General features: G+C 48.5%; 18 protein-coding genes and 1 pseudogene. 18 read left to right on the forward strand and 1 reads right to left on the reverse strand.

The genetic code is table 11. From position 1 onward, the window contains the following. Positions 1–67 precede the first annotated feature (67 nt). The 5 genes and pseudogenes from prfB to IPP66_13860 all read left to right on the forward strand — a co-directional run bounded on the left by prfB (position 68) and on the right by IPP66_13860 (position 4,553). Positions 68–1,090: pseudogene (gene prfB, locus IPP66_13840) on the forward strand (peptide chain release factor 2). A gap of 9 nt (positions 1,091–1,099) precedes the next feature. After that, positions 1,100–1,345 (forward strand): acyl carrier protein, encoded by a 246-nt coding sequence (locus IPP66_13845; protein MBK9926355.1) that lies wholly within the window; start codon positions 1,100–1,102, stop codon positions 1,343–1,345. After that, entirely contained in the window at positions 1,342–3,027 is a 1,686-nt protein-coding gene (locus IPP66_13850; GenBank protein ID MBK9926356.1) for an AMP-binding protein, read from the forward strand. The genes IPP66_13845 and IPP66_13850 overlap by 4 nt, the downstream gene beginning before the upstream one ends. A 5-nt stretch (positions 3,028–3,032) precedes the next feature. After that, positions 3,033–3,860 carry a hypothetical protein gene (locus IPP66_13855; protein MBK9926357.1) on the forward strand — a complete coding sequence of 276 codons (828 nt, stop codon included), beginning with the start codon at positions 3,033–3,035 and terminating at the stop codon, positions 3,858–3,860. Positions 3,861–4,001: 141 nt separating this feature from the next. Beyond that, positions 4,002–4,553 (forward strand): rhomboid family intramembrane serine protease, encoded by a 552-nt coding sequence (locus tag IPP66_13860; protein ID MBK9926358.1) that lies wholly within the window; start codon positions 4,002–4,004, stop codon positions 4,551–4,553. A gap of 49 nt (positions 4,554–4,602) precedes the next feature. On the opposite strand, the gene IPP66_13865 is transcribed toward IPP66_13860, so the two are convergent. Further along, positions 4,603–5,370 (reverse strand): S1 RNA-binding domain-containing protein, encoded by a 768-nt coding sequence (locus tag IPP66_13865; protein ID MBK9926359.1) that lies wholly within the window; start codon positions 5,368–5,370, stop codon positions 4,603–4,605. A gap of 265 nt (positions 5,371–5,635) precedes the next feature. On the opposite strand from IPP66_13865, the gene IPP66_13870 reads away from it, so the two are divergent. From IPP66_13870 to IPP66_13930, 13 genes are all read left to right on the forward strand, one after another. Then, entirely contained in the window at positions 5,636–6,142 is a 507-nt protein-coding gene (locus IPP66_13870) for an Lrp/AsnC family transcriptional regulator (protein ID MBK9926360.1), read from the forward strand. Between the two features lie 20 nt (positions 6,143–6,162). Then, on the forward strand, positions 6,163–7,461 hold the full coding sequence (locus tag IPP66_13875; GenBank protein ID MBK9926361.1) for an aspartate aminotransferase family protein: 1,299 nt from the start codon (positions 6,163–6,165) through the stop codon (positions 7,459–7,461). A 63-nt stretch (positions 7,462–7,524) separates the two neighbouring features. Beyond that, positions 7,525–8,850, forward strand: coding sequence for an aminotransferase class III-fold pyridoxal phosphate-dependent enzyme (locus tag IPP66_13880; GenBank protein MBK9926362.1), 1,326 nt, complete (start codon positions 7,525–7,527; stop codon positions 8,848–8,850). A gap of 79 nt (positions 8,851–8,929) precedes the next feature. After that, entirely contained in the window at positions 8,930–10,396 is a 1,467-nt protein-coding gene (locus IPP66_13885) for a CoA-acylating methylmalonate-semialdehyde dehydrogenase (GenBank protein ID MBK9926363.1), read from the forward strand. Between the two features lie 30 nt (positions 10,397–10,426). Then, complete coding sequence (locus IPP66_13890) at positions 10,427–11,839, forward strand: APC family permease (GenBank protein MBK9926364.1); 1,413 nt, start codon at positions 10,427–10,429, stop codon at positions 11,837–11,839. Between the two features lie 14 nt (positions 11,840–11,853). After that, positions 11,854–12,279, forward strand: coding sequence for a universal stress protein (locus IPP66_13895; protein ID MBK9926365.1), 426 nt, complete (start codon positions 11,854–11,856; stop codon positions 12,277–12,279). 80 nt (positions 12,280–12,359) lie between these two features. Further along, complete coding sequence (locus tag IPP66_13900) at positions 12,360–13,715, forward strand: aminotransferase class III-fold pyridoxal phosphate-dependent enzyme (protein ID MBK9926366.1); 1,356 nt, start codon at positions 12,360–12,362, stop codon at positions 13,713–13,715. Positions 13,716–13,808: 93 nt separating this feature from the next. Beyond that, positions 13,809–14,921 carry an ABC transporter ATP-binding protein gene (locus IPP66_13905; GenBank protein ID MBK9926367.1) on the forward strand — a complete coding sequence of 371 codons (1,113 nt, stop codon included), beginning with the start codon at positions 13,809–13,811 and terminating at the stop codon, positions 14,919–14,921. A 5-nt stretch (positions 14,922–14,926) separates the two neighbouring features. Next, positions 14,927–15,850: an ABC transporter permease gene (locus IPP66_13910; GenBank protein ID MBK9926368.1), complete on the forward strand. Its 924-nt coding sequence runs from the start codon at positions 14,927–14,929 to the stop codon at positions 15,848–15,850. Between the two features lie 85 nt (positions 15,851–15,935). After that, positions 15,936–16,829 (forward strand): ABC transporter permease, encoded by an 894-nt coding sequence (locus IPP66_13915; protein MBK9926369.1) that lies wholly within the window; start codon positions 15,936–15,938, stop codon positions 16,827–16,829. A 69-nt stretch (positions 16,830–16,898) separates the two neighbouring features. Next, positions 16,899–18,074: a spermidine/putrescine ABC transporter substrate-binding protein gene (locus IPP66_13920; protein ID MBK9926370.1), complete on the forward strand. Its 1,176-nt coding sequence runs from the start codon at positions 16,899–16,901 to the stop codon at positions 18,072–18,074. Between the two features lie 110 nt (positions 18,075–18,184). Beyond that, positions 18,185–19,393, forward strand: a complete 1,209-nt coding sequence (locus tag IPP66_13925; protein ID MBK9926371.1) for a saccharopine dehydrogenase NADP-binding domain-containing protein — start codon at positions 18,185–18,187, stop codon at positions 19,391–19,393. 207 nt (positions 19,394–19,600) lie between these two features. Further along, the gene (locus IPP66_13930) at positions 19,601–21,508 is read left to right on the forward strand and encodes an aldehyde ferredoxin oxidoreductase family protein (protein ID MBK9926372.1); all 1,908 of its coding nucleotides are present in this window, start codon (positions 19,601–19,603) and stop codon (positions 21,506–21,508) included. Positions 21,509–21,545 lie beyond the last annotated feature (37 nt).

The raw sequence follows: 21,545 nt of genomic DNA on the forward strand, positions 1-21,545 counted from the left end.
GAAACAATGCAAGACCTTATCAACCGCTTGAAACCATCACAGGACTTAACTCAGCAATTAATGGTGCGTCTTTGACTTCGTTGGCAAAGAACAACAACTTTCCGGACTTGAAAAAGAAATAGAGGCGCCTGATTTTTGGGGGAATCCATCTGAAGCTCAAAAGGTGATGAAGCAATATAACGCGGTCAAGAACGAAGTCGAGTCGTGGCGCGTTTTTTCGCGTCGTTTGCGTGATGCTCTTGAATTAGCCCAACTGGACGATGAAAGCCTGCGTGTCGAACTCGAAAGTGAGGTCGCTTCCATCGAAGCTGAACTTGAAAAGCGTTCGTTTACTGCTATGCTCTCCGGTAAATACGATCAGGATTCTGCCATCCTTGCCATCCATGCGGGTGCAGGTGGTACCGACTCACAAGATTGGGCCGCCATGCTTGAGCGCATGTATCTTCGCTGGGCAGAAGAGCGTGGTTTCTCCACTGAAATATTTGACTCTACCGATGGCGAAGAAGCGGGTATCAAAAGCGCGACCATTGCCATCAATGGCGAGTATGCCTTTGGGTATCTCCGTTCAGAAAAGGGTGTTCATCGTTTGGTTCGTCTTTCACCTTTTGACGCTGCACACCGCAGGCATACATCCTTTGCTTTGATCGAGGTCTTGCCTCAAGTTGCAATGGACGATGCTGAAGTGGATATTGACCCCGGCGATATCAAAATGGATGTCTATCGTTCTTCCGGCGCGGGTGGGCAGAACGTGCAAAAGAATGCAACTGCCGTTCGTCTTACACATATCCCAACAGGGATTGTCGTCACTTGTCAAAACGAACGCTCGCAGACGCAAAATCGTGAATTCGCTATGAAAATTTTGCGCGGCCGTTTGCTTGAACTTCGGCAGGCTGAACGTGAAGAAGAGCGTGCCGTTCTGCGCGGTGAATATACCAAGGCTGAGTGGGGGAGCCAAATCCGTTCGTATGTATTACATCCCTATCAAATGGTCAAGGACCATCGCACTGAGCATGAAACCGGTAACACACAGGCAGTGCTCGATGGCGACCTTGATGAATTCATGGAAGCGTATCTACGCTCCACCAACTAAGGAGGGATCATGTCTGATCTCATCACAAAGCTTTCTGTATTTCTTGCAACTGATATTTTGAAGCAACCCAATCGTGCTATTTCCGCCGATGAGCCTTTGATCTCCAGCGGCTTGATCGATTCGTTCAGCCTCATGGATGTTGCTTTGTTTGTCGAAGACAACTTTGGCGTTCGCATCGAAGACACTGAACTCAATGCGGATACCTTCGACAATTTGACTCAACTCGCTTCTTTGATCGAATCTCGTCAATCATGATTTTTCCTGAACGACTAAAAGCGCTTCACGAGCGGACCCCGGAGCGGGTTGCTGTTACTCTGCAATTTCCCAACGCTGACGATTTTTCTGTCTCGCTCGATCAGCTTCTGCGCGGTTCTCAATCCTTTGCGCACACATATGCCCGCGAAGGGATTCAACCCGGCGAAGTGATTGTCCTCATTCTTCAACACAGTGAAGATTTGCTTTACGCATTCTGGGGTGCGATTCTGCATGGCGCGATTCCATCCATCATGCCGTTTCTAACGGAGAAGCTTTCCCCCGAACGTTATCGTGCAGACTTATCCTCATTAATGTCTGTGACAAAACCTGCCGCGATTGTGACGTATCCAGAATTTGAAAACGAAGTTCGTTCGGCGCTTAGAGATGGAGATTCGGTTCGTAAGGTGGTCGTCACAAATCAAATTGAACCGCAGACCGAGCTGGATTTCGACACACTTGCGGGTTTCAAAAGAAAACCTGACGATATTGTTCTCTTACAACACTCATCAGGGACAACAGGATTGCAAAAAGGCGTTGCGCTTTCTCATCAATCTGTGTTCAATCAACTTGATGCCTACAGTAAGGCGCTTGCTCTAAGCGATGAAGATGTGGCTGTTTCCTGGCTTCCGCTTTACCATGATATGGGGTTGATTGCTGGGTTTATCATGCCCATCTTGTCAGGGGTTCCATTGGTGTTGATGTCTCCGTTTGATTGGGTGCGCGCGCCATATAAGTTGATGCAATCCATTACAAAATATCGCGGCACATTGACTTGGCTCCCAAACTTTGCCTACAACTTTTGCGCGCAAAAGATACGAGATCGTCACCTTGAAGATGTGGATCTATCTTCATTGCGTGCGGTTGTTAACTGCTCTGAACCTGTTCGTTGGGAAAGTCATAACGCCTTCTATGAACGTTTCAAGGGTTTTGGTCTCAAGCTGGAAGCGTTGCAAACGTCCTATGCGATGGCAGAGAACGTTTTCTGTGTAACTCAAAGTCCTTTGGGGAGCGTACCAGTTGTCGATGAGATTGACCGGGAATCGTTCATGAGCGAGCGTGTGGCGAAGAGTCCGTTTGATGGGCGTCCATCCATGAAGATGATGTCGTCAGGGCGTCCGTTGGAGAATGTGAAGATCCGAATCCTTGATGAGCAAGGGCAAGATGTGCCCGAACGTGTTATTGGCGAAGTTGCTTTGCAAAGTGATTGCATGTTGACGGGATATTACAACCGTGAGGATGCCACTCAGAAAGCGTTTGTGGATGGATGGTATTTGACGGGTGATTACGGATACATTGCGAATGGGGATGTGTTTGTTTCTGGCCGTAAAAAAGATATGATCATTGTGGGCGGCAAGAATGTGTACCCGCAGGATTTGGAATCGTTGACTTATGAAGTGCCCGGCGTACACGGTGGGAGGTCTGTGGCGTTCGGCATGTATGATGAAGCGCAAGGGACTGAAGATGTTGTTGTGATTGCAGAAGTAGATACGGACGATGCGGTAGAGCAACAAAAAATTGCCGATGCGATCCGCTTACATGTAACGAAGAACTCAGCGGTTGCTTTACGGTACGTCAAAGTGGTGGATCCGAAATGGATCATCAAAACCTCAAGTGGAAAAACTGCGCGTTCTGCAAATAAAGAAAAGTTCATAAAAGAATTGCAAGAGGCGCAAGGAGGATAAATTATATGGGGGCGGATTCGCCAAACCTTATTCGAGAAGCTGTTGATCTGGCGCGTGCAGGAAAAAACGTTGACGCGCGTGATATTTTCTTGAGGGTGGTTGAGAATGATCCTCAAAATGAGTTGGCTTGGATGTGGCTTGCTGGCTTGGTTGACTCGCTTGAGGATAAAATCATTGCCTGTGAGAACGTGTTAATTATTAATCCTTCAAATCTTAAAGCGCAAGCTTATCTTGAAAGTTTGAAGAATAAGAGACAATCCTCAACTATAGGGCAGGAGATACAAAAGAAACAAGAACCTCAAAAAAGCACACCTCGACGCAGTCCTTTGGAAACTGCTAAATTTCTTGAGCAGGACGGGAAATTCGCGGAAGCGCTGGAGATTTACAAGGTGGAAGCCGCCAAGACAAAAGATACAAATGCTTTCAATGAGATATATAAAAAGATTACGCGTATTGAGCAACTGCAGGCTGACAAAGTTCAATATGTATCGCCGAATGTGTCCATTGCGCGTTTGACCTTTACCTGGCCATTGCTATATTTGAGTCTTGTGTTGATACAGGTGGGATTAAATCCGTTCAAAAACCAGATGATTTATTTGTGGCTAGCGTTCCCGTTGGTGATCTTGGGAAGCTACTTTATTGCGATATCGGATGTACGGTCGCGCCATTGGGTTTGGCATGGCTTGTTCGCTGAAAAAGGAGATGGGTCTGCATTTGCGCGTATGACCTTGGCGGCCGTAGGTTGGATATTGGTTTTGCTTCCGATCGTGCTGATTGTTCTAGATTCGTTCAATCGTTTATCTAACTTTCAGATCCCGCCAAAGTTGTTCTAAGGTGCTGCGATGATCCCGCTGAATGACACAGAGAAAAATCGATATTCCTTCTTCCCGATTGTCACCATCCTTTTGATTTTGGTGAATTGTTTTGTTTTTTACGCTGAACGATATACAGTTGATAATGTATGGGAGTATTACATGAAGTTCGGGATAACGCCGCGACTGATCCATCAAATGGTGGGTGGCGGGGTGATATCAAACGTTACTGCCATTTTCCTTCATGGCGATCTATTCCATTTGTTGGGCAACATGCTTCCGCTTTGGGTTTTCGGCAGACGTGTAGAAGATGCATGTGGCCCATGGCGATTTATCGCGTTTTATCTATTTGCTGGAACATGCGCCAATCTGTTGTTTGCGGTTGTGCTGTACGATTCGCCAATTCCAGGTATTGGGGCAAGCGGAGCTATATTTGGTTTGATGGGCGCGTATTTATTGTTGTACCCGGGTGCCCGCATTCGAACATTGGTATTCATAAGCTTTGTCCCTCTTTGGCCACGTGTTCGGGCTTTCTGGATCGTGGCCTATTTTTTTGCTCTGCAAATTATCCCTGCGGTTGAAATATTAGTTGACAAAGCGGACTATCAAGTAAATTATTGGGCTCATTTAGGCGGGTTCTTTTCAGGGGTATTTATTTTGCTGTTTATACGCCCCGAAGCTTACGCTCGATATATGAGTGATGTCTCTGTGTGAATCAAAAAAGAGCGAGTGTACAACTCGCTCTTTTTTATTCTTTAGAGTTTTATCCGCCAGTGGGGAGGCGTTTCTTCAATGTGCGGTTCAGTAATTCTTCCTGCTCATCAGAAACTGATACCTTGTTCTTTCTCATTTTCAAATCCCGGCCTTCGTTGGAACGATTTAACGCTTCTTGCCAGGCGATCTGCATCGCGGTCAATTCGGGTTCCTTGGGTTCTTCTTGCTGGACAGCTTCCGCTTCTTCTCTCTTGGACCCGGGCTTGCCACTCTTTCTATTATCCTTTTTCGCCGGCTTGAATTCTTCGATCTCCGGTTCCAAGGCTTTCATGCTCAACTTGATCTGTTTCTTCTTGCGATTGACATCGAGAACCTTGGCTTCGATCTCGTCGCCTTCTTTAACGATCTCGTTCGGGGTCTTGACGTATCCATGTGCAAGTTCACTGACGTGGATCATGCCGGGGCGTTCTGCACCGATCTCAACAAAAGCTCCATAGGTTTCAAGGCGGACAACTTTGCCTTTTACAACCATATCAGGTTCGATCTCTTTCCAATCCAAGGCTAGGGGTTCGATCATTGTGAGTTCGATGCGATCTTTCTTGACGCGTCGTACCCACACATCCACAGTCTGGCCTTCTTTCACAACATCTTCAACCTTGTTGACAGCATCTTTGCTAAGTTGTGAAATGTGGACAACACCCGGGAGAGCCTGGCCAACATCGACCAAAGCGCCTGCGAGTGTAGTCTTTAATACTTTGCCACTTAATTTTGTTTTGGGTTCCAGTGTCACTTCTGACACAGTGCTGATAGTTTCCATAATTAACTCCTACGTTTTGAAATAATGCCGAAAGCGGATTATACATGTTTGAGAAGCATCAGTCAATGTGAAATATGTTTCAATCCGTATGTTGACGACGCGTTGTAAGTTCTTGTTATTTCAATTTGCACATTGTCGTTTTGTGGATGAGTGTATGTTTTCTTGTATCTCGTACGAGAAACAAGATTGAAAAATGAGCTTTGCATACAAAGTGGATGGCATTCGCCTTGACACATGTAGTTTTCGGAAATAGAATACATGAAGTATGTATAATTTCGACAAAATAGATATAAAAATCGTCAATATCCTTCTAGAGGACGGGCGCATGCCCTCCTCAGAGATTGCCCGTCGCATTGAAGATATCTCTGAGCGTGCAGTTCGCTATCGAATTGATCGCATGGTCGACGCAGGGATCATCCAGGTCAGTGCTGTAGCAAAGCCTCAAGCGTTCGGTTTGACTACTATCGCTGATGTGTGGCTGGAGGTCGAATCAGATCGAATTCTTGAAGTCGCAAAAAAAATGGCGCAATATGACAATGTCAGTTATGTGGCATGCGGTATTGGGGAATCAGATGTAAGTATTCAAGTGGTGGCAAAAGATACGGCAGAGATCTATCAATTTATCACAGAGATTGTTCGTAAAGTTCCGGGTGTACGGAAAACAACAACATCGATAGTCCCATTGATCATCAAAGATGTGTATCAATGGCGTGTACCGGAGAGGATTGCGCGGGAGATTTCAGAAGAAAAAGGTTTGTCTGCCACTGATTAATTCATATTAAGGAGAAAATAATGTTCGGTCCAAAGACACATGCGTTACAAAAGCGTGCGCAGAAAATTATGCCATTGGGGGTCAATTCTAATTTTCGATTTTGGGGGGAAGAGATTACACCGTATGTTGAAAAAGCAAAAGGTGCGTATTTATGGGACGTTGATGGGAATAAGTATATCGATTATCGCATGGCCTTTGGACCAATTATCCTCGGTCATTCCTACCCCGAAGTTGATTCGAAAGTAATTGAAGAGATCCAACGCGGAATCCTTTTTGCCATGACCGGGGAACTGGAGATCGCTGTCGCTGAGATGATCACAGAGATGGCTCCCGCAGTGGAGATGGTCCGCATGGCGTGTTCAGGGACAGAAGCGACCATGCATGCCATTCGCGTGGCACGTGCTTATACCGGGCGTGACTTGATCCTGAAGTTCGAGGGTAACTATCATGGTTTCCATGACCATACATTGTGGTCGACATATGCTCCTGTTGAAGCGTATGGGAATCGGCGTAGTCCAATTCCGGTGCCGGCCTCCTCAGGCATCCCGAAGACGATGCGGGAATTCATTATCACACTTCCATTTAATGATTTCGATGGCTTTGAGCGTGTGATGCGTTCGTATGGCGAGCAGATCGCGGCTGTGATCTCTGAACCGTGTCAGGGAAATTGTGCAGCAATCAATCCGCAGGATGGCTTCCTTGAATTGATCCGCAAGAAGACGGAAGAATATGGCTGTGTCTTTATTCTCGATGAAGTGAAGACTGGTTTCCGTATTGCCAACGGTGGTGCGCAAGAGTATTACGGAATCAAACCTGACCTTGCAACGTATGCGAAGGCTCTTGGCAACGGATACCCGATTGCGGCATTTGGTGGCAAGAAAGAGATCATGTCCATTATTGGACAGGGCGTAGCGCAAGGCGGGACGTACACAAATAACAAGCCCGGTATTGCTGGCGCGTATGCGACCTTAAGCCTGTTGAAATCAAAACCGATTCTGAAGGCCATCGCACAACGCGGACAACGCCTCATGGATGGCTTGAAGGATATCTTCGAAGAGAACGATATCCCCGCCGCGATGACTGGGTACCCGGCCATGTTCTCGTTCTCCTTAGGAGTCGAAGCTGTGACCTGTCAACGAGACTGGGCGAAAAGCGATCATGACTTGTATCTCAAGCTTGTTGAAAAAGCCATCGCCAAAGGTGTGATGCCTGACTATGATTCGCGAGAACCGTGGTTTATGTGTTACGACCATTCAGATGCCGATGTAGATGAAACATTAAGCGTCTATGCTGAGATCGTAAAGGAAGTGAAGAATTGATTTATTGAAGGTCAAACGTTGAAAGTTAAACGTTTGACCTTCAACTTTTTATATGGAGTCTCTATGACAAAACTAACATCCCAAGAAATCATTGACCTCAACAAAGAATACACTTTCTTCTCCTGGTCCGTGCAGGGACAGGTGAATCCTATTCCTGTGACCAAAGCGGAAGGCGTGTACTTCTGGGATGCGGACGGGAAACGCTATTTGGATTTCTCGTCCCAACTGATGAACACCAATATCGGGCATCAACATCCCAAAGTTATCAAAGCCATTCAAGACCAGGCCGCGCAGTTGACTTTCACTCATCCGGGCAACGCTACGGAAGCGCGTGGTTTGCTCGGCAAAAAGTTGGCAGAAGTGACGCCGGGTGATTTGAAAAAGACCTTTTTTGCGCTTGGTGGCTCGGAAGCAAATGAGAATGCGATCAAGATTGCGCGCTTCTATACGGGGCGCCATAAGATCCTTGCGCGCTATCGCTCGTATCACGGTGCGACGCATGGCTCAATTGCGTTGACAGGCGATTACCGCCGCCTTGCAGTGGAGCCGGTCATGCCGGGCGGAGTCCATTTCCTTGACCCATTCTGTTATCGCTGTCCGTTTGGGCAGAAACCTGAGTCATGCAAACGGGAATGTATTTCCCATTTGGAAGAAGTCATTAAATATGAAGGACCTGACAAGATCGCCGCGATCATCATGGAAGGTGTGGTTGGCTCAAACGGACTCATCGTCCCGCCCGATGATTATTGGCCTCGCGTGCGTGAGTTGTGCGACAAGTATGGCATCTTGTTGATCTCTGACGAGGTCATGAGCGGATGGGGACGCACCGGCAAATGGTTCGCCGTGGACAACTGGAATGTGACTCCGGACATCATTACCACCGCCAAGGGCATCACCAGCGGATACACCCCGCTCGGTGCGGTCATTGTCTCTGAGAAGATCGCCAAGTTCTTCGATGATAAATATTTCTATGCGGGTCTCACATATAGCGCGCATGCGCTTTCTTGTGCTACTGCATTGGCAACAATCGAAGTCTACGAAGAAGATAAGCTAATTGAAAATGCCGCTTTGCTCGGAAAATATCTCGGCGAAGCGTTGGAAGATATCAAAGCGAGACATGTCTCCGTGGGCGATGTACGTTACATCGGCTTGTTCTCAACGATTGAGTTGGTCGTCAACCGTGAGACCAAGGAAAGCTTCTCGCCTGTCGTCATGGCGGAAGTTGGCAAGGTCTTGCGCCAAAACGGACTGTTCACCTTCATCATGGCGAACAACATGGGCAGTATGGTCTTCATTGTTCCGCCGTTGTGCATCACGCAGGAACAAATCGACGAAGGTCTCGCTATCGTCGAGAAGGCGCTGGAAGTTGCGGATAAACAATTGAAATAAAGAGAATAGAGAGTAGATGATTGGATAATAGTTTCAACTAATCATCTACTCTCTAATTATCTAATCATCTGGAGAACTCATGGAAATCCTCAACTACATCAACGGCGAATGGGTCAAGCCCACCGTCAAAGAATATTTCGATGTCATCAACCCCGCTACGGGACTGGTGATCGCCAAGACTCCGCTCGGCACAAAAGCGGATGTGGACTCAGCGGCGAAAGCCGCCAGTGAAGCGTATATTTCGTGGCGGCGTGTGCCGGTCAATGATCGCGTGCAGTATCTTTTCAAACTGCGCGACCTCATGCGTTCCAATCATGATGAGATTGCCAAACTCATCACTGAAGAATGTGGCAAGACCTTCGAAGAAGCCAAGGCCGAGATGGTGCGCGCCTTTGAGAATATCGAAGTCGCTTGCGGAATGCCGCACATGAGCAAGGGCGAATTCGTCGAAGATATTGCCCCTGGCATTGACGAGATCATGATCCGTCAGCCCGTGGGTGTGTGCGCCACGATCGCGCCGTTCAACTTCCCTGGCATGATCCCGTTTTGGTATCTGCCGTATGCGCTTGCCGCTGGCAACACCTACATCGTTAAGCCTTCTGAAAAAGTGCCCACCACGATGCAGTTCATCTTCAAGCTCATCGAGCAGGTTGGTTTCCCTAAGGGCGTGGTCAACATGGTCAACGGCGCGAAAGATGTGGTGGATGGCATCCTTGAGCATCCGTCCATTCGCGCGATCACGTTTGTCGGTTCCACCAACATCGCAAAATATATTTACGCCACCGCCGCGTCACATGGCAAGCGTGTGCAGGCGCAGGGTGGAGCGAAGAATCCTGTCATCGTTTTGCCGGATGCAGATATGGACATGGCTACGAAGATCATTGCGGACTCTGCCTTCGGATGCGCGGGACAACGCTGTCTCGCCGTCTCTTTCGCAGTGACGGTTGGTACAGCCCGAAATACTTTTACTGAGCTGATATGTGATGCTGCTTCGACTCGTGTCGTCGGCTACGGCATGGACTCCGGTGTCCAGATGGGACCGGTCATCAATGCGGCGTCAAAGGCGAGAGTCGAGTCGTTGATTGGACTCGGCGTCCAGGAAGGAGCAGGCATCCCCGTAGATGGACGCGGAACTTTAGTCAAAGGATATGAAGGCGGTAACTTTGTACGTCCCACGATTTTGGCAGATGTCCCGCGTGGAAGTGAGATCGCAAAGACAGAGATCTTCGGTCCCGTGTTGAGTCTCATGCATGTGGAAACGGTTGACGATGCAATTGAACTCGTCAACAGCGGACAGTATGGCAATCAAGCGAGTCTGTTTACGTCATCGGGTTCTGCCGCGCGAAAGTTTAGATACGAGGCTGATGCAGGCAACATCGGCATCAACATCGGTGTTGCCGCGCCGATGGCATTCTTCCCGTTCAGCGGTTGGAAGGATTCGTTCTTCGGCGATATGCACGGGCAGGGCATGGACGCAGTAGAGTTCTTCACGCAGAAGAAAATTGTGGTGGAACGCTGGCCCAAGGAATGGACAAGGAAGTTTTAATTTTATTTATTGGATCAACAAGGAGGAGCCATGGCTGAAATAAGTGCAACGCAGAATAGTGGTATTCCGGTTCGAGTCATTCAGCGACGGTTGACGTTGTTGCCGCTCGTGATGATCATGTTTTTCACGGTGAGCGGCGGCGCCTATGGGCTGGAAGATTTGGTTGGTTATTCCGCGCCCGGCATGAGTCTTCTGCTTATTTTATTGACGCCCATCATTTGGAGTTTGCCTACAGCGTTGATGGTGGCTGAACTTTCCACAGCCATGCCTGTGCAAGGTGGTTATTATGCCTGGGTGAAAAAGGCGCTCGGCCCATTTTGGGGATTTCAGGAAGGCTGGTGGAGTTGGCTTACTTCTTTTGTGGATATGGCGATCTACCCGGTATTGTTTGCTGATTATCTTTCTGCGTTGCTGGTTCAACAATTCGATATTCATGCCCTTGAAAATCCATGGATCCATTGGGGTGTTACTTTGTTGGTGATCTGGATATTTGCCGGATTGAATATTCGCGGCACAAAAAATGTAGGCGATTCATCCAATTGGTTTGGGTTGTTCATCCTTGCGCCTTTCGCAGTTATGTCAGTGATCGGGATCGTACGTTTGATCCAAAATCCTTTCCCGATCTGGGAGCCTTTCGTTCCGCCTGATACATCTGTTTTCGGCGCGTTTGGCGTGGGGTTGTTCGTTGTCATGTGGAATTACCTTGGTTGGGATGGTGTCTCCACGGTTTCGGAGGAGATTGAAAACCCGAAGAAAAATTATCCGCGAACATTAGCGATCACCATTCCGCTTGTGACGTTGGCATATTTGCTCCCTGTAGTGGGAGGTCTGGCAGTTTCACGCGATTGGGAAAACTGGACGGCGGGTTATTTCCCACAGGTTGCGGCGGCAATTGGTGGTCAATGGTTGGGCGCCTGGCTTGCGATTGGTGGGTTGGTCAGTGCGGTAGGGCTTTTTAGTGCATTACTGCTTTCGATCTCACGCCTGCCCTTTGTGATGGCGGAGGATGGATATTTGCCGAAAGGCATCACAAAGATGCACCCGAAATACGAAACACCCTGGGTGGCGATTGTGGTCTGTGCCACGATCTATTCCTTCTTCACGCTCAGTGCATTTGCAAGCCTGGTGGTTGTAGATGTGATCGTTTATTCGGCGGCGTTGTTGTTGGAATTCACGGCGTTGATCGCCTTCCGTATCAAGTTCCCAAAGATGAAGCGTCCATATCGTGTGCCGGGTGGTTGGTTTGGAATATTCTTGGTAACCATATTCCCGCTGGCCGTGTTGGTTCTTGCTGTGACGAGCACCATTCAGGAAGAAGGGATCGGTGCGCTCTACCTTTCGATTGGAGCGATCGCCACAGGGCCGATTCTCTACCCAATTTTGAAAAAGTTCGTCAAGAAAGATCAGCCTGACGTTGAAGTCCCAATTGAAATGGAAGCATAACAAAGGAATATCCAATGATCAAAAAAATCCTTTTACCTACAGATGGTTCAGAATATTCGCAGAAGACCGTGCAATATGCGATTGACCTTGCCAGGTCTCTGGGTGCAAGTGTAGATGTGATGCATGCCTATCAGTCTGCCTCCTTTTTGCGAAAACGCGCCGCCGCCATGATGGAAGAGTACAAACAAATGATGGAGGAAGATGCGAAAGAGATCGTTACGGAGATTGCCGAGCAACTGAAATCAGAAGGGATACAGGTTTCGGCAGTGGTCGTGGAGGGACCTGCCGCAGAAGCCATATTACGTGCTGTGGATGAATTAAACCCTGACGTGATCGTAATGGGTTCGCGTGGTGTGGGCGGTTTCAGTAACATGCTGTTGGGCGGTGTTGCTGAGCACGTGGTCCATTATTCGAAAGTCCCTGTGCTGGTGGTGAAGTAACTGTTGAAGGAAACTAGCAGCGGTGGTTGAGTAGCCCTTCGTTCTGCTCAACCACCAGATTATGAACAAATAGGAATTATATGAACTACGACAACGCATTATCTTATTCATCTCAATGGCTTGATATCATCAAACAGGAACATTTCCCTGAAGAGACTCAAGCCAAATGGATCATCAACGAATCCAAAAATAATTTTGCCGAACATTTCAATCGCAATTGGTTGGAGTATCGCAAGTCTGTGACCGAAGCTGGCGATTGGGCCTCGGTGGAATGGTCGGGCAAGGGTGCAACCTTCACCGATGTGATGGGACGAAAATTCATCGATTGGCTTGGCGGCTTTGGCATGTTCGATCTCGGTTGGACGCATCCTGACGTGATCGCCGCCGTTGATGCTCAACTCAAACGCAGTCCCATGCCTTCGCAGGAATTGATCGATCCCTTGCGCGGCGTGTTGGCAAAACTGATGGCAGAGATCACACCGGGTGATTTGAAATACTCGTGGTTCGCCGCAAGTGGAACCGAAGCCATTGAGGCCGCTATAAAGATCGCAAAACTATACACGGGCAAATCAGCATTCATTGTTTCGGTCAAAGGCTTTCATGGCAAGACCATGGGCTCGCTCTCAATGATGGGCAAGGCCGATTATCGTCAACCGATGGGTACGCTGTATGGTGGGCAGGTCTATCACGTCCCGTTTGGCGATGCGGCCGCAGTGGAGAAACAACTCGAAATTTGTGAGAAGGTTGGTATCGGTGTGGCGGCGGTTATCTTTGAACCGATCCAAGGTGAAGCGGGCGGTATTGTTCCGCCGGATGATTTCTGGCCGCGTGTGCGTGCCGCCACGAAAAAATATGGCACGCTCTTAATTGCGGACGAAGTGCAAACGGGTCTTGGCCGGACGGGGAAACTGTGGGGTGTGAATCATTGGGATGTCACTCCCGATATCATCGCCACTGCCAAATCCCTTGGTGGCGGTGTGATGCCCATCAGTGCAGTGACAACCACCGAAGAGATCTTTTATCCGATGATGTACCCGAATCCTTTTATGCATACGACGACTACCGGTGGAGGCGCCCTGGCTTGCTCTGCTGCGATTGCTGCGATCAACGTCACGCTTCGTGACCGACTTTGGGAGGGTGCGGCCACAAAAGGCAGTTACATCATCGAAAAAGTGACCGAACTTGCGGATGAATTCCCGCAGTTGTATGATAAGGTAACAGGTAAAGGTTTGTTGATCGGCCAGCATTTCCAGACGCCCGAGTTGGGTTACAAGGTCGCTTCAGAATTGTTCAAGCGCGGTGTACTTGTCTCTGGGACATTGACCAGCGCGCAAACGATACGCATCGAGCCGCCACTGATCATCCAGCAGGATGAAATTGACGAAGGCTTGAACCGTCTGCGTGATGCGGTCGGTGTTGTAGCAAGAACAGCGTAAAAGTATTGCAACGGAATACTACCCATGTGAGTACCCTCGCAATCACCCAAAAGGTGTTTACAATACCTACATTCCACTCTGAGGAGAAGAGAGATGGCAAATGAGTATGCGGTAGAGCTTAGAGATGTTGTTAAGCAGTTCACTACCCCTGAAGGACAACAATTGAACGCCGTGGATCACGTGACCATGAAGATCAAGAACGGCGAGTTCTTTTCCATGTTGGGTTCTTCGGGTTGTGGTAAGACCACGTCTTTACGGATGATCGCGGGGTTCGAGTGGCCTACGGAGGGTGAAATATATATTGAGGGGCAGGCAATGGGGCATACGCCTCCATTTCAGCGCAAGGTGAATACTGTTTTTCAAAGTTACGCCTTGTTCCAGCACATGACTGTTTTTCAGAATATCGCCTTTGGCTTGGAAATGGAAGGCGCACAAAAAGATGAGATCGAAAAACGCGTCAAGCGCGCGTTGGAGATGGTCCAACTCACGGGTATGGAGCGACGCAAACCCAAACAACTCTCCGGCGGACAGCAACAACGCGTGGCGGTGGCGCGGTCTCTGGTCAAAGTGCCAGATGTATTGTTGCTCGATGAGCCGCTTGGTGCGTTGGATTTAAAACTTCGCAAGGAAATGCAACTTGAACTTAAAGCTCTGCAACAACAGCTCGGCATCACGTTCATCTATGTAACCCACGATCAGGAAGAAGCCATGACCATGTCTGACCGTATTGCGGTCATGAGCAAGGGTAAGGTTCAGCAAATGGGGACCCCGGTCGAGATCTATGAAAGACCTGCGAATAAGTTCGTGGCAGATTTTATCGGGGAGTCAAATTTCTTCGAAGGCAAGATCAAGTCATTGTCCAGTAGTGAGGCGGTGGTCTTCATCCCTAGCCTGAATGCAGAGTTAACAGGTCTGCCTGTTTCAGAAGGATTGGTCAACGGAGAGGAAGTCACGGTTTCAATTCGGCCTGAGAAGGTATTGATCGCTAAAAGGCCTATGGACTCGAACTCGTTCGTCGGGAAAGTGGCTAGCACGGTGTATATTGGCACCGATACGCATGTGTTTGCGGATGTGAACGGTACGCGCCTCAAGATCTTCGAGCAAAATCGAATCTCGCGACTTGACCCGAGTTCCTTCTACACGGCCGGTCAGGAGATTACGCTTGTGATGATCCCTGAGAACGTGCTTATATTGAAGAAGGAGTAACCGCCATGTTGAAACGTTTGCGCGAAAACAAGTCAGCGCAGGGTGCATTGTTAGTTTCACCAACCATGTTGTGGATGGTCGGCCTTCTTATTATCCCTTTGCTCCTTACATTGGTGATCTCTTTTGGTAAGCGGGGACCTGATGGCGATGTTATTTATACGTTCACTTTGGACAACTATATACGCTTGATGGGGTACAGTAAGGATTGTGCTAATGGACAGGCCTCCTGTTTTGACCCTTTATACGTTCAAATTCTAGGTCGTTCACTTTCACTTGCTTTCAATACAACTGTATTGGTGATCTTGCTTGCATACCCATTGGCGTATTTTATAGCGCGTGCGCATCCTAAACGTCGTAATACATTTATGTTTTTGGTGCTGATTCCGCTGTGGACAAACTTTGTCATCCGCGTATATGCGTGGATGATGTTGCTCCGTACGCAAGGTGTGATTAACCTGATTTTGGGATGGTTTGCAAGTTTGCTCCATATCTCGTTCACGCCGTTGGAAATGTTGTATACGCCGGGGGCAGTGCTGGTAGGTATGGTCTACGAGTTCTTGCCATTCATGATCCTGCCGATCTATACTTCGCTCGAGAAAATTGATGCTTCATTATATGAAGCTGCGGCCGACCTTGGAGCGAACGGCATCAAAACATTTGCACGAGTCACCTTGCCGCTTTCCATGCCCGGTGTAGTTGCGGGTACGATCCTGGTGTTCATCCCTGTGATGGGAACATTCATCGTCTCCGACATTTTGGGTGGAAGGCAGGTGATCCTGGTTGGGAACTTGATCCAGCGTCAATTTTTAGATGCGCGCGACCCAACCTTTGGAAGCGCGGCTTCGTTGATCCTGATGATAATGACATTGATCGTCACCTATTTCTATACACGTAAATTTGGCTTCGGAGAGGAGATTGTTGTGGCATGACCCCGCTACCTCATCTTTTGTGCAATGTAAGTAGCGGGGTGATAATCCCGCACAATACAATCTTATTAGGAATGGAGTGTGCGGGATGAATCCCCATCGCCGACATCCGCTCATTTTCTCTTCTGCCATGCTGGTGTACGTATTCCTGTATGCGCCTATCGTTGTGTTGATCCTCTTTTCATTCAACGCCTCACGCACGAACATTACGTTCGAGGGGTTTATCCCAAAGTATAGTGAACGTGTTGTCATGGAAGGGAGCATGGTGAAATCCAGCCCGTGTGGTCCTTTCCATTGGTTTTGTGAGCTTTCAAAGAACAAAGAAGTTGCTGAGGCGGCAGGCAATACATTGAAAATTGCCTTCACGTCCACGATCATTTCCACCATCGTTGGCACAATGGCAGCACTTGCGCTCCAACGATATGACTTCAAGTGGAAACCCTTCTCGCAAATTTCATTGTATATCCCGATCGTCATTCCTGAGATCGTGATGGGCATTGGGATCCTGACCCTTTTCACCCAGTTGTTTGGCATCATCAACAATTCTCTTGGATTGACCGGCGATTCAAGACTCAGCTTGGGGCTGGGTACGGTTATTCTGAGTCATATTGCCTTCAGTATTCCTTTTGTGACGCTCGTAGTGCAGGCGCGCTTGCAAGGATTCGACAAATCCTTTGAAGAGGCCGCCATGGACCTGGGTGCGAACGAGTGGATCACTTTCCGGCGTGTGACCCTTCCCACGATCCTGCCCGGTATTCTTTCAGGTGCATTACTGGCTTTTACCTTATCGCTGGATGACTTTGTGATCACGTTCTTCACAAATGGACCGGGCTCAACAACCTTGCCGATCTATGTTTATGGCTTGTTAAGACGTATCATCACCCCGCAGGTCAATGCACTCTCCACAGTTTGGATCCTGCTGGTATTTTCCGTTGTGTTGTTGTTGCAATGGGTACAGAGCCGTGAACAGAAGCAACATTAGTTTAGGTACTGCACGGATTCGCCGTGTCCGTGTTGCCGTGTATCAATTAATTCCCTAAAGGAGAAAGAGATGAGCAAGAAAAATATTTTGAATGTTTTGGGGGTGTTGGTTATCGCCAGCCTGATGTTGGTTTCCTGCGGTGGGCAAGGAGAGCCTGCGGCTCCAGAGCCAGCCACGGATGCTCCTGCGTCCACGACCAGCAAGGTTACATCCAGCGGTTTCGAATGTCCTGAACCGAATCCGCGCATGGAAGTGACCTCGAAGGAATTGAACGTCTTTGTGTGGACTGAATATTTCCCGCAGGATATGCTGGATTGTTTCGAATTGGTCTATGACATCAAGTTGAATCGAGATGAGTATTCCAGCAATGAGGAAATGTACGCCAAGGTTTCAGCTGGTGGTACTGCCTATGACCTCGTTCAGCCTACAGATTACATCATCGGTTTGATGATCCGCCAGAATCTGTTACAGGAACTGGACAAATCGAAAATGCCGAACATTGGTAACTTCGATGCAGGCTGGATGGATCAAGACTTTGATCCAGGTAACAAATACACCGTCCCCTATTTGGCTGGAACAGACGCGATCATTGTGAACACCGATGCCGTCGAGAATGTCCCTGAATCGTGGGCAGACTTATGGAAGCCTGAGTATGCTGGGAAAATGATCTTCCTGGATGACTCTCGCGCAGTGATCGGTTTTACCTTGTTGACACTGGGATACGATGTCAATACCAAAGATCCTGCTCAACTTTCCGAAGCCAAAGCCAAATTGGCCGAGCTTATTCCGAACGTGAAGGTGTTCGATAGTGATAGCCCCAAGACTGCCTTGATTGCTGGTGACGTGGATTTAGGCATGACCTGGACAGGTGAAGCTTTTATTGCCAATCAGGAGAATCCTGCCATTCAATATGTTTACCCCAAGGAAGGCCCCATCCTTTGGCAGGATAACTGGGCCATGTTGGCTGGCGCGGCTCATACAGATGCCGCGTATGCATGGATGAATTACACCATGCAGGGCGATGTCTTCTGGTTGACGGTCCGTGATTTCCAATATACCAACCCGAACAAAGCCGCGTTGGAATTTGCGAAGGCAAATCATCCTGAAGTGTATGATGCTTACGCCAATTCGCCGATCACCAATCCCCCCGCCGAAGTTGTGGCAAATGGACATGGTATTGCAGATGTTGGTGATGCAACTCCGTTGTACGATGATATTTGGGTGGAAGTAAAGGGCGGTAACTAGGTTTGTGTTTTGAATCTGCCTGACTGTGTATGCATGCAGTCAGGCAGATTTTGTAAGACTCTAACTCGCACTGTGCGGGTTATAAAACTAATGGAGAATAGAAAGGATTTATGAAAGTATTACTCGTGGGAACAGGGGGAGTGGGGGAAGCTATTGCCGCAATCGCCAAACCACGTCCGTGGATGGAGTTGATGGTACTTGCTGATTACAACATCGAACGAGCAAAGGAAGTGCAAGGCAAACTGGGGGATGAAAAACGCTTCCCTGCCGAATTTGTTGATGCCAGCAAACAAGAAATGATCGAGGAACTGGCTCGCAAATATCAAGTTGACCTCATCATGAATTCTGTTGACCCGATCTTCAATAAACAAATATTTGATGCAGCATACAATGTCGGTGTCAAATATATGGATATGGCCATGACCTTGTCTGAGCCGCATCCTACTGACCCGTTCCACAAGTCGGGCGTCAAACTTGGTGATTATCAATTTGAAAAGGCCAAAGAATGGGAAGAGAAAAACCTGCTTGCGATGGTCGGCTTCGGTGTGGAGCCCGGCATGGCCGACGTGTTCGCCCGTTATGCACAGGATTATCTCTTCGATGAAATTGACGAGATCGGGATCCGTGATGGCGCCAATATTTCAATTGATGGATATGAGTTTGCCCCGAACTTTTCAATATGGACCACGATCGAGGAATGTTTAAATCCGCCAGTGATTTATGAGGAAGGAAAAGGTTGGTTCACCACGGAACCATTCTCCGAACCTGAAGTATTTGACTTCCCAGAGATCGGTCCAGTTGAAATTGTGAATGTAGAACATGAAGAAGTGTTGCTCGTGCCGCGTTGGATCAAGGCAAAACGAGTGACCTTCAAATATGGTCTGGGACAGGAATTCATCGATGTGTTGAAGACGCTTCATAAACTCGGCCTTGATAAAAAGGACAAGATCAAGGTCAAGGGTATTGACGTTTCACCGCGCGATGTAGTTGCCGCGAGCCTGCCGGACCCTGCCCATCTTGGTAACAAGATGCATGGCAAAACCTGTGCTGGTACATGGATCACCGGCACAAAAGACGGCACGAAGAAGGAAATCTACCTCTATCAGATCGCGGACAATGAACAGTGCATGAAGGTTTGGGGATGTCAGGCGGTTGTGGCGCAGACAGCTTTCAGCGCGGTCATTGCCATGGACTTGATCGAGCATGGTATTTGGAGTGGCGCGGGCGTGCTTGGCCCTGAAGCTTTTGAACCTGTCCCATTTATGGAGAAAATGGCCGAGTATGGATTTCCGTATGGGATGAGGGAAGTGAATAAGTAAATAGATGTGTAGGTAAACAGGTATACACGTATTTACTTGTGTACCTGTTTATGAGTTTGTTTACTTTGTCAGAGTCAGAAAATGTTTGTTGAGACTGTACCAGCTATCCATTAAGAAGGAAGCGTGTTCTTCGTCCAAATCGGAAGTGGTGCGTTGAATAAAGTCTGGTCGAATTGTATAATTTAGAAAAATATTTAGGAGGTCGTCATGCCAAACGGTTATAACGGTAAGATCCTGCACGTTGATTTAACGAAAGGTTCGTTGACTGTCGAAGAGCCAACTGAGGCTTTCTATCGTAAATATATGGGTGGGAGTGCGATGGGGATGCATTATATTTTGCGTGATATGCCGAAAGGTGCCGACCCGCTTGGGCCTGAGAACGTGTTGACCTTGATGGCTGGTGTGACGACTGGCGCGGCGATCTCGGGGCAGAGTCGTTTGAATGCGAATGCCAAGTCACCGATCAGCGGTGGTATTGGCGATTCGCAGAGCGGTGGATTTTTCCCTGCGGAATTAAAGTTCGCAGGTTTCGATGGGATCGTGGTCAAAGGCAAATCATCAAAGCCTGTGTATCTTTGTATCATTGATGGTAAATACGAATTGCGTGATGCTGCGCATTTGATGGGCAAGAAATCGGGCGAAGTGGATGACATCATTCACAAGGAAGTGGACCCGAAGGCTGAGATTTTACAACACGGCATGGGCGCAGAGAATGGCGTGCTGTTCTCAACATTGGTTTCCATGTCTAATCGCCATAACGGACGTACAGGCATGGGCTTGGTGATGGCTTCGAAAAACCTCAAGGCGGTGGTGGTACGCGGAACGGGGAAGGCGAAAGTTGCCAATCAAAAAGCGATCACTGACTTGAATCGTATTGGTCCGAAGGCTATTCCTGAAAATGGTGATATGGACGGCCTCGCCAAACATGGCACAGCTGTTGTTGTATTGTTCAACAACACCATCGGCACATTGCCGACCCGTAACTATAACGAAGGTCAATTCGAAGGTTGCGAACCGATCAGTGGCGAACGCATGACGGAAACCGTGTTGAAGGAACGCGATACTTGTTATGCTTGTGTGGTGAAATGCAAGCGCGTGGTTGAGATCAAAGACGGGCCCTATAAAGTCGATCCGCGTTACGGCGGCGCTGAATACGAAACACTCGGTACGTTCGGTTCCTATTGTGGCGTTGATGATCTTGCCGCGGTCAACCTTGCGAATCAAATTTGCAATGAATATGCAGTGGATACCATCGCGGCTGGCGCGACCATTGCTTTCGCGATGGAGTGCTACGAGAAGGGCATCATCACCAAAGAACAAACTGGTGGCCTTGAACTTAAATTTGGCAATGCATCTGCGATGATCACCGCACTCGAACAGATCGTAAAGAATGAAGGCGTGCTCGGTAAAGTGCTCTCACAAGGTTCGGAACGCGCCGCCAAAGTGTGGGGCAATGGTGCCGATGAATGTCTTATCACAGTTAAAGGTGCCGAGTCCCCTGCGCACATGCCGCAAGCCAAACGTTCGCTCGCGTTGATCTATGCGATCAACCCGTTCGGCGCCGATCATCAATCGTCTGAGCATGATCCGTATTACGAAGAAGGCGTTGGCGATTTCAATCTCGACCGTCTCAAACAGATCGGCCTTGGTTCACCGCAACCTGCTTACAGCCTCACCGAAGAGAAAGTCCGCTTTGCGTATGAGACCGAAGTCTTTTACTCCATGCTCGATTCAGCAGAACTCTGTCAATTCGTTTGGGGCCCCACGTGGACTCTCTACGATGGTCAGCAAACTGCGGACATGGTCAATGCTGTCACCGGTTGGGATATGACCCTTGATGAATTGATGGAAGTCGGCCGCCGCCGTTTGAGCCTCTTCCGTGTGTTCAATGCCCGCGAAGGCCTCGGACGAAAAGACGACAAACTGCCAAAGAAATTTTTCAAAGCTCTGGCAGGTACTGGCCCCACTGCGGGCTTCGCTCTGACTCACGAGGAAGTTGATTCAGCGATAGATCACTATTACAAGCTGGCAGGCCTTAACGCTGACGGCGCCCCGACCCTTGAGACTCTCAAGAAACACGATGTCGAGTGGGCGGCTGAATATTTACCAGCGTAAACAAGATGTAGACACGTAAACAGGTAGATACATCGCC

This window comes from Candidatus Defluviilinea proxima (genome assembly GCA_016721115.1).
Lineage (GTDB): Bacteria > Chloroflexota > Anaerolineae > Anaerolineales > Villigracilaceae > Defluviilinea > Defluviilinea proxima.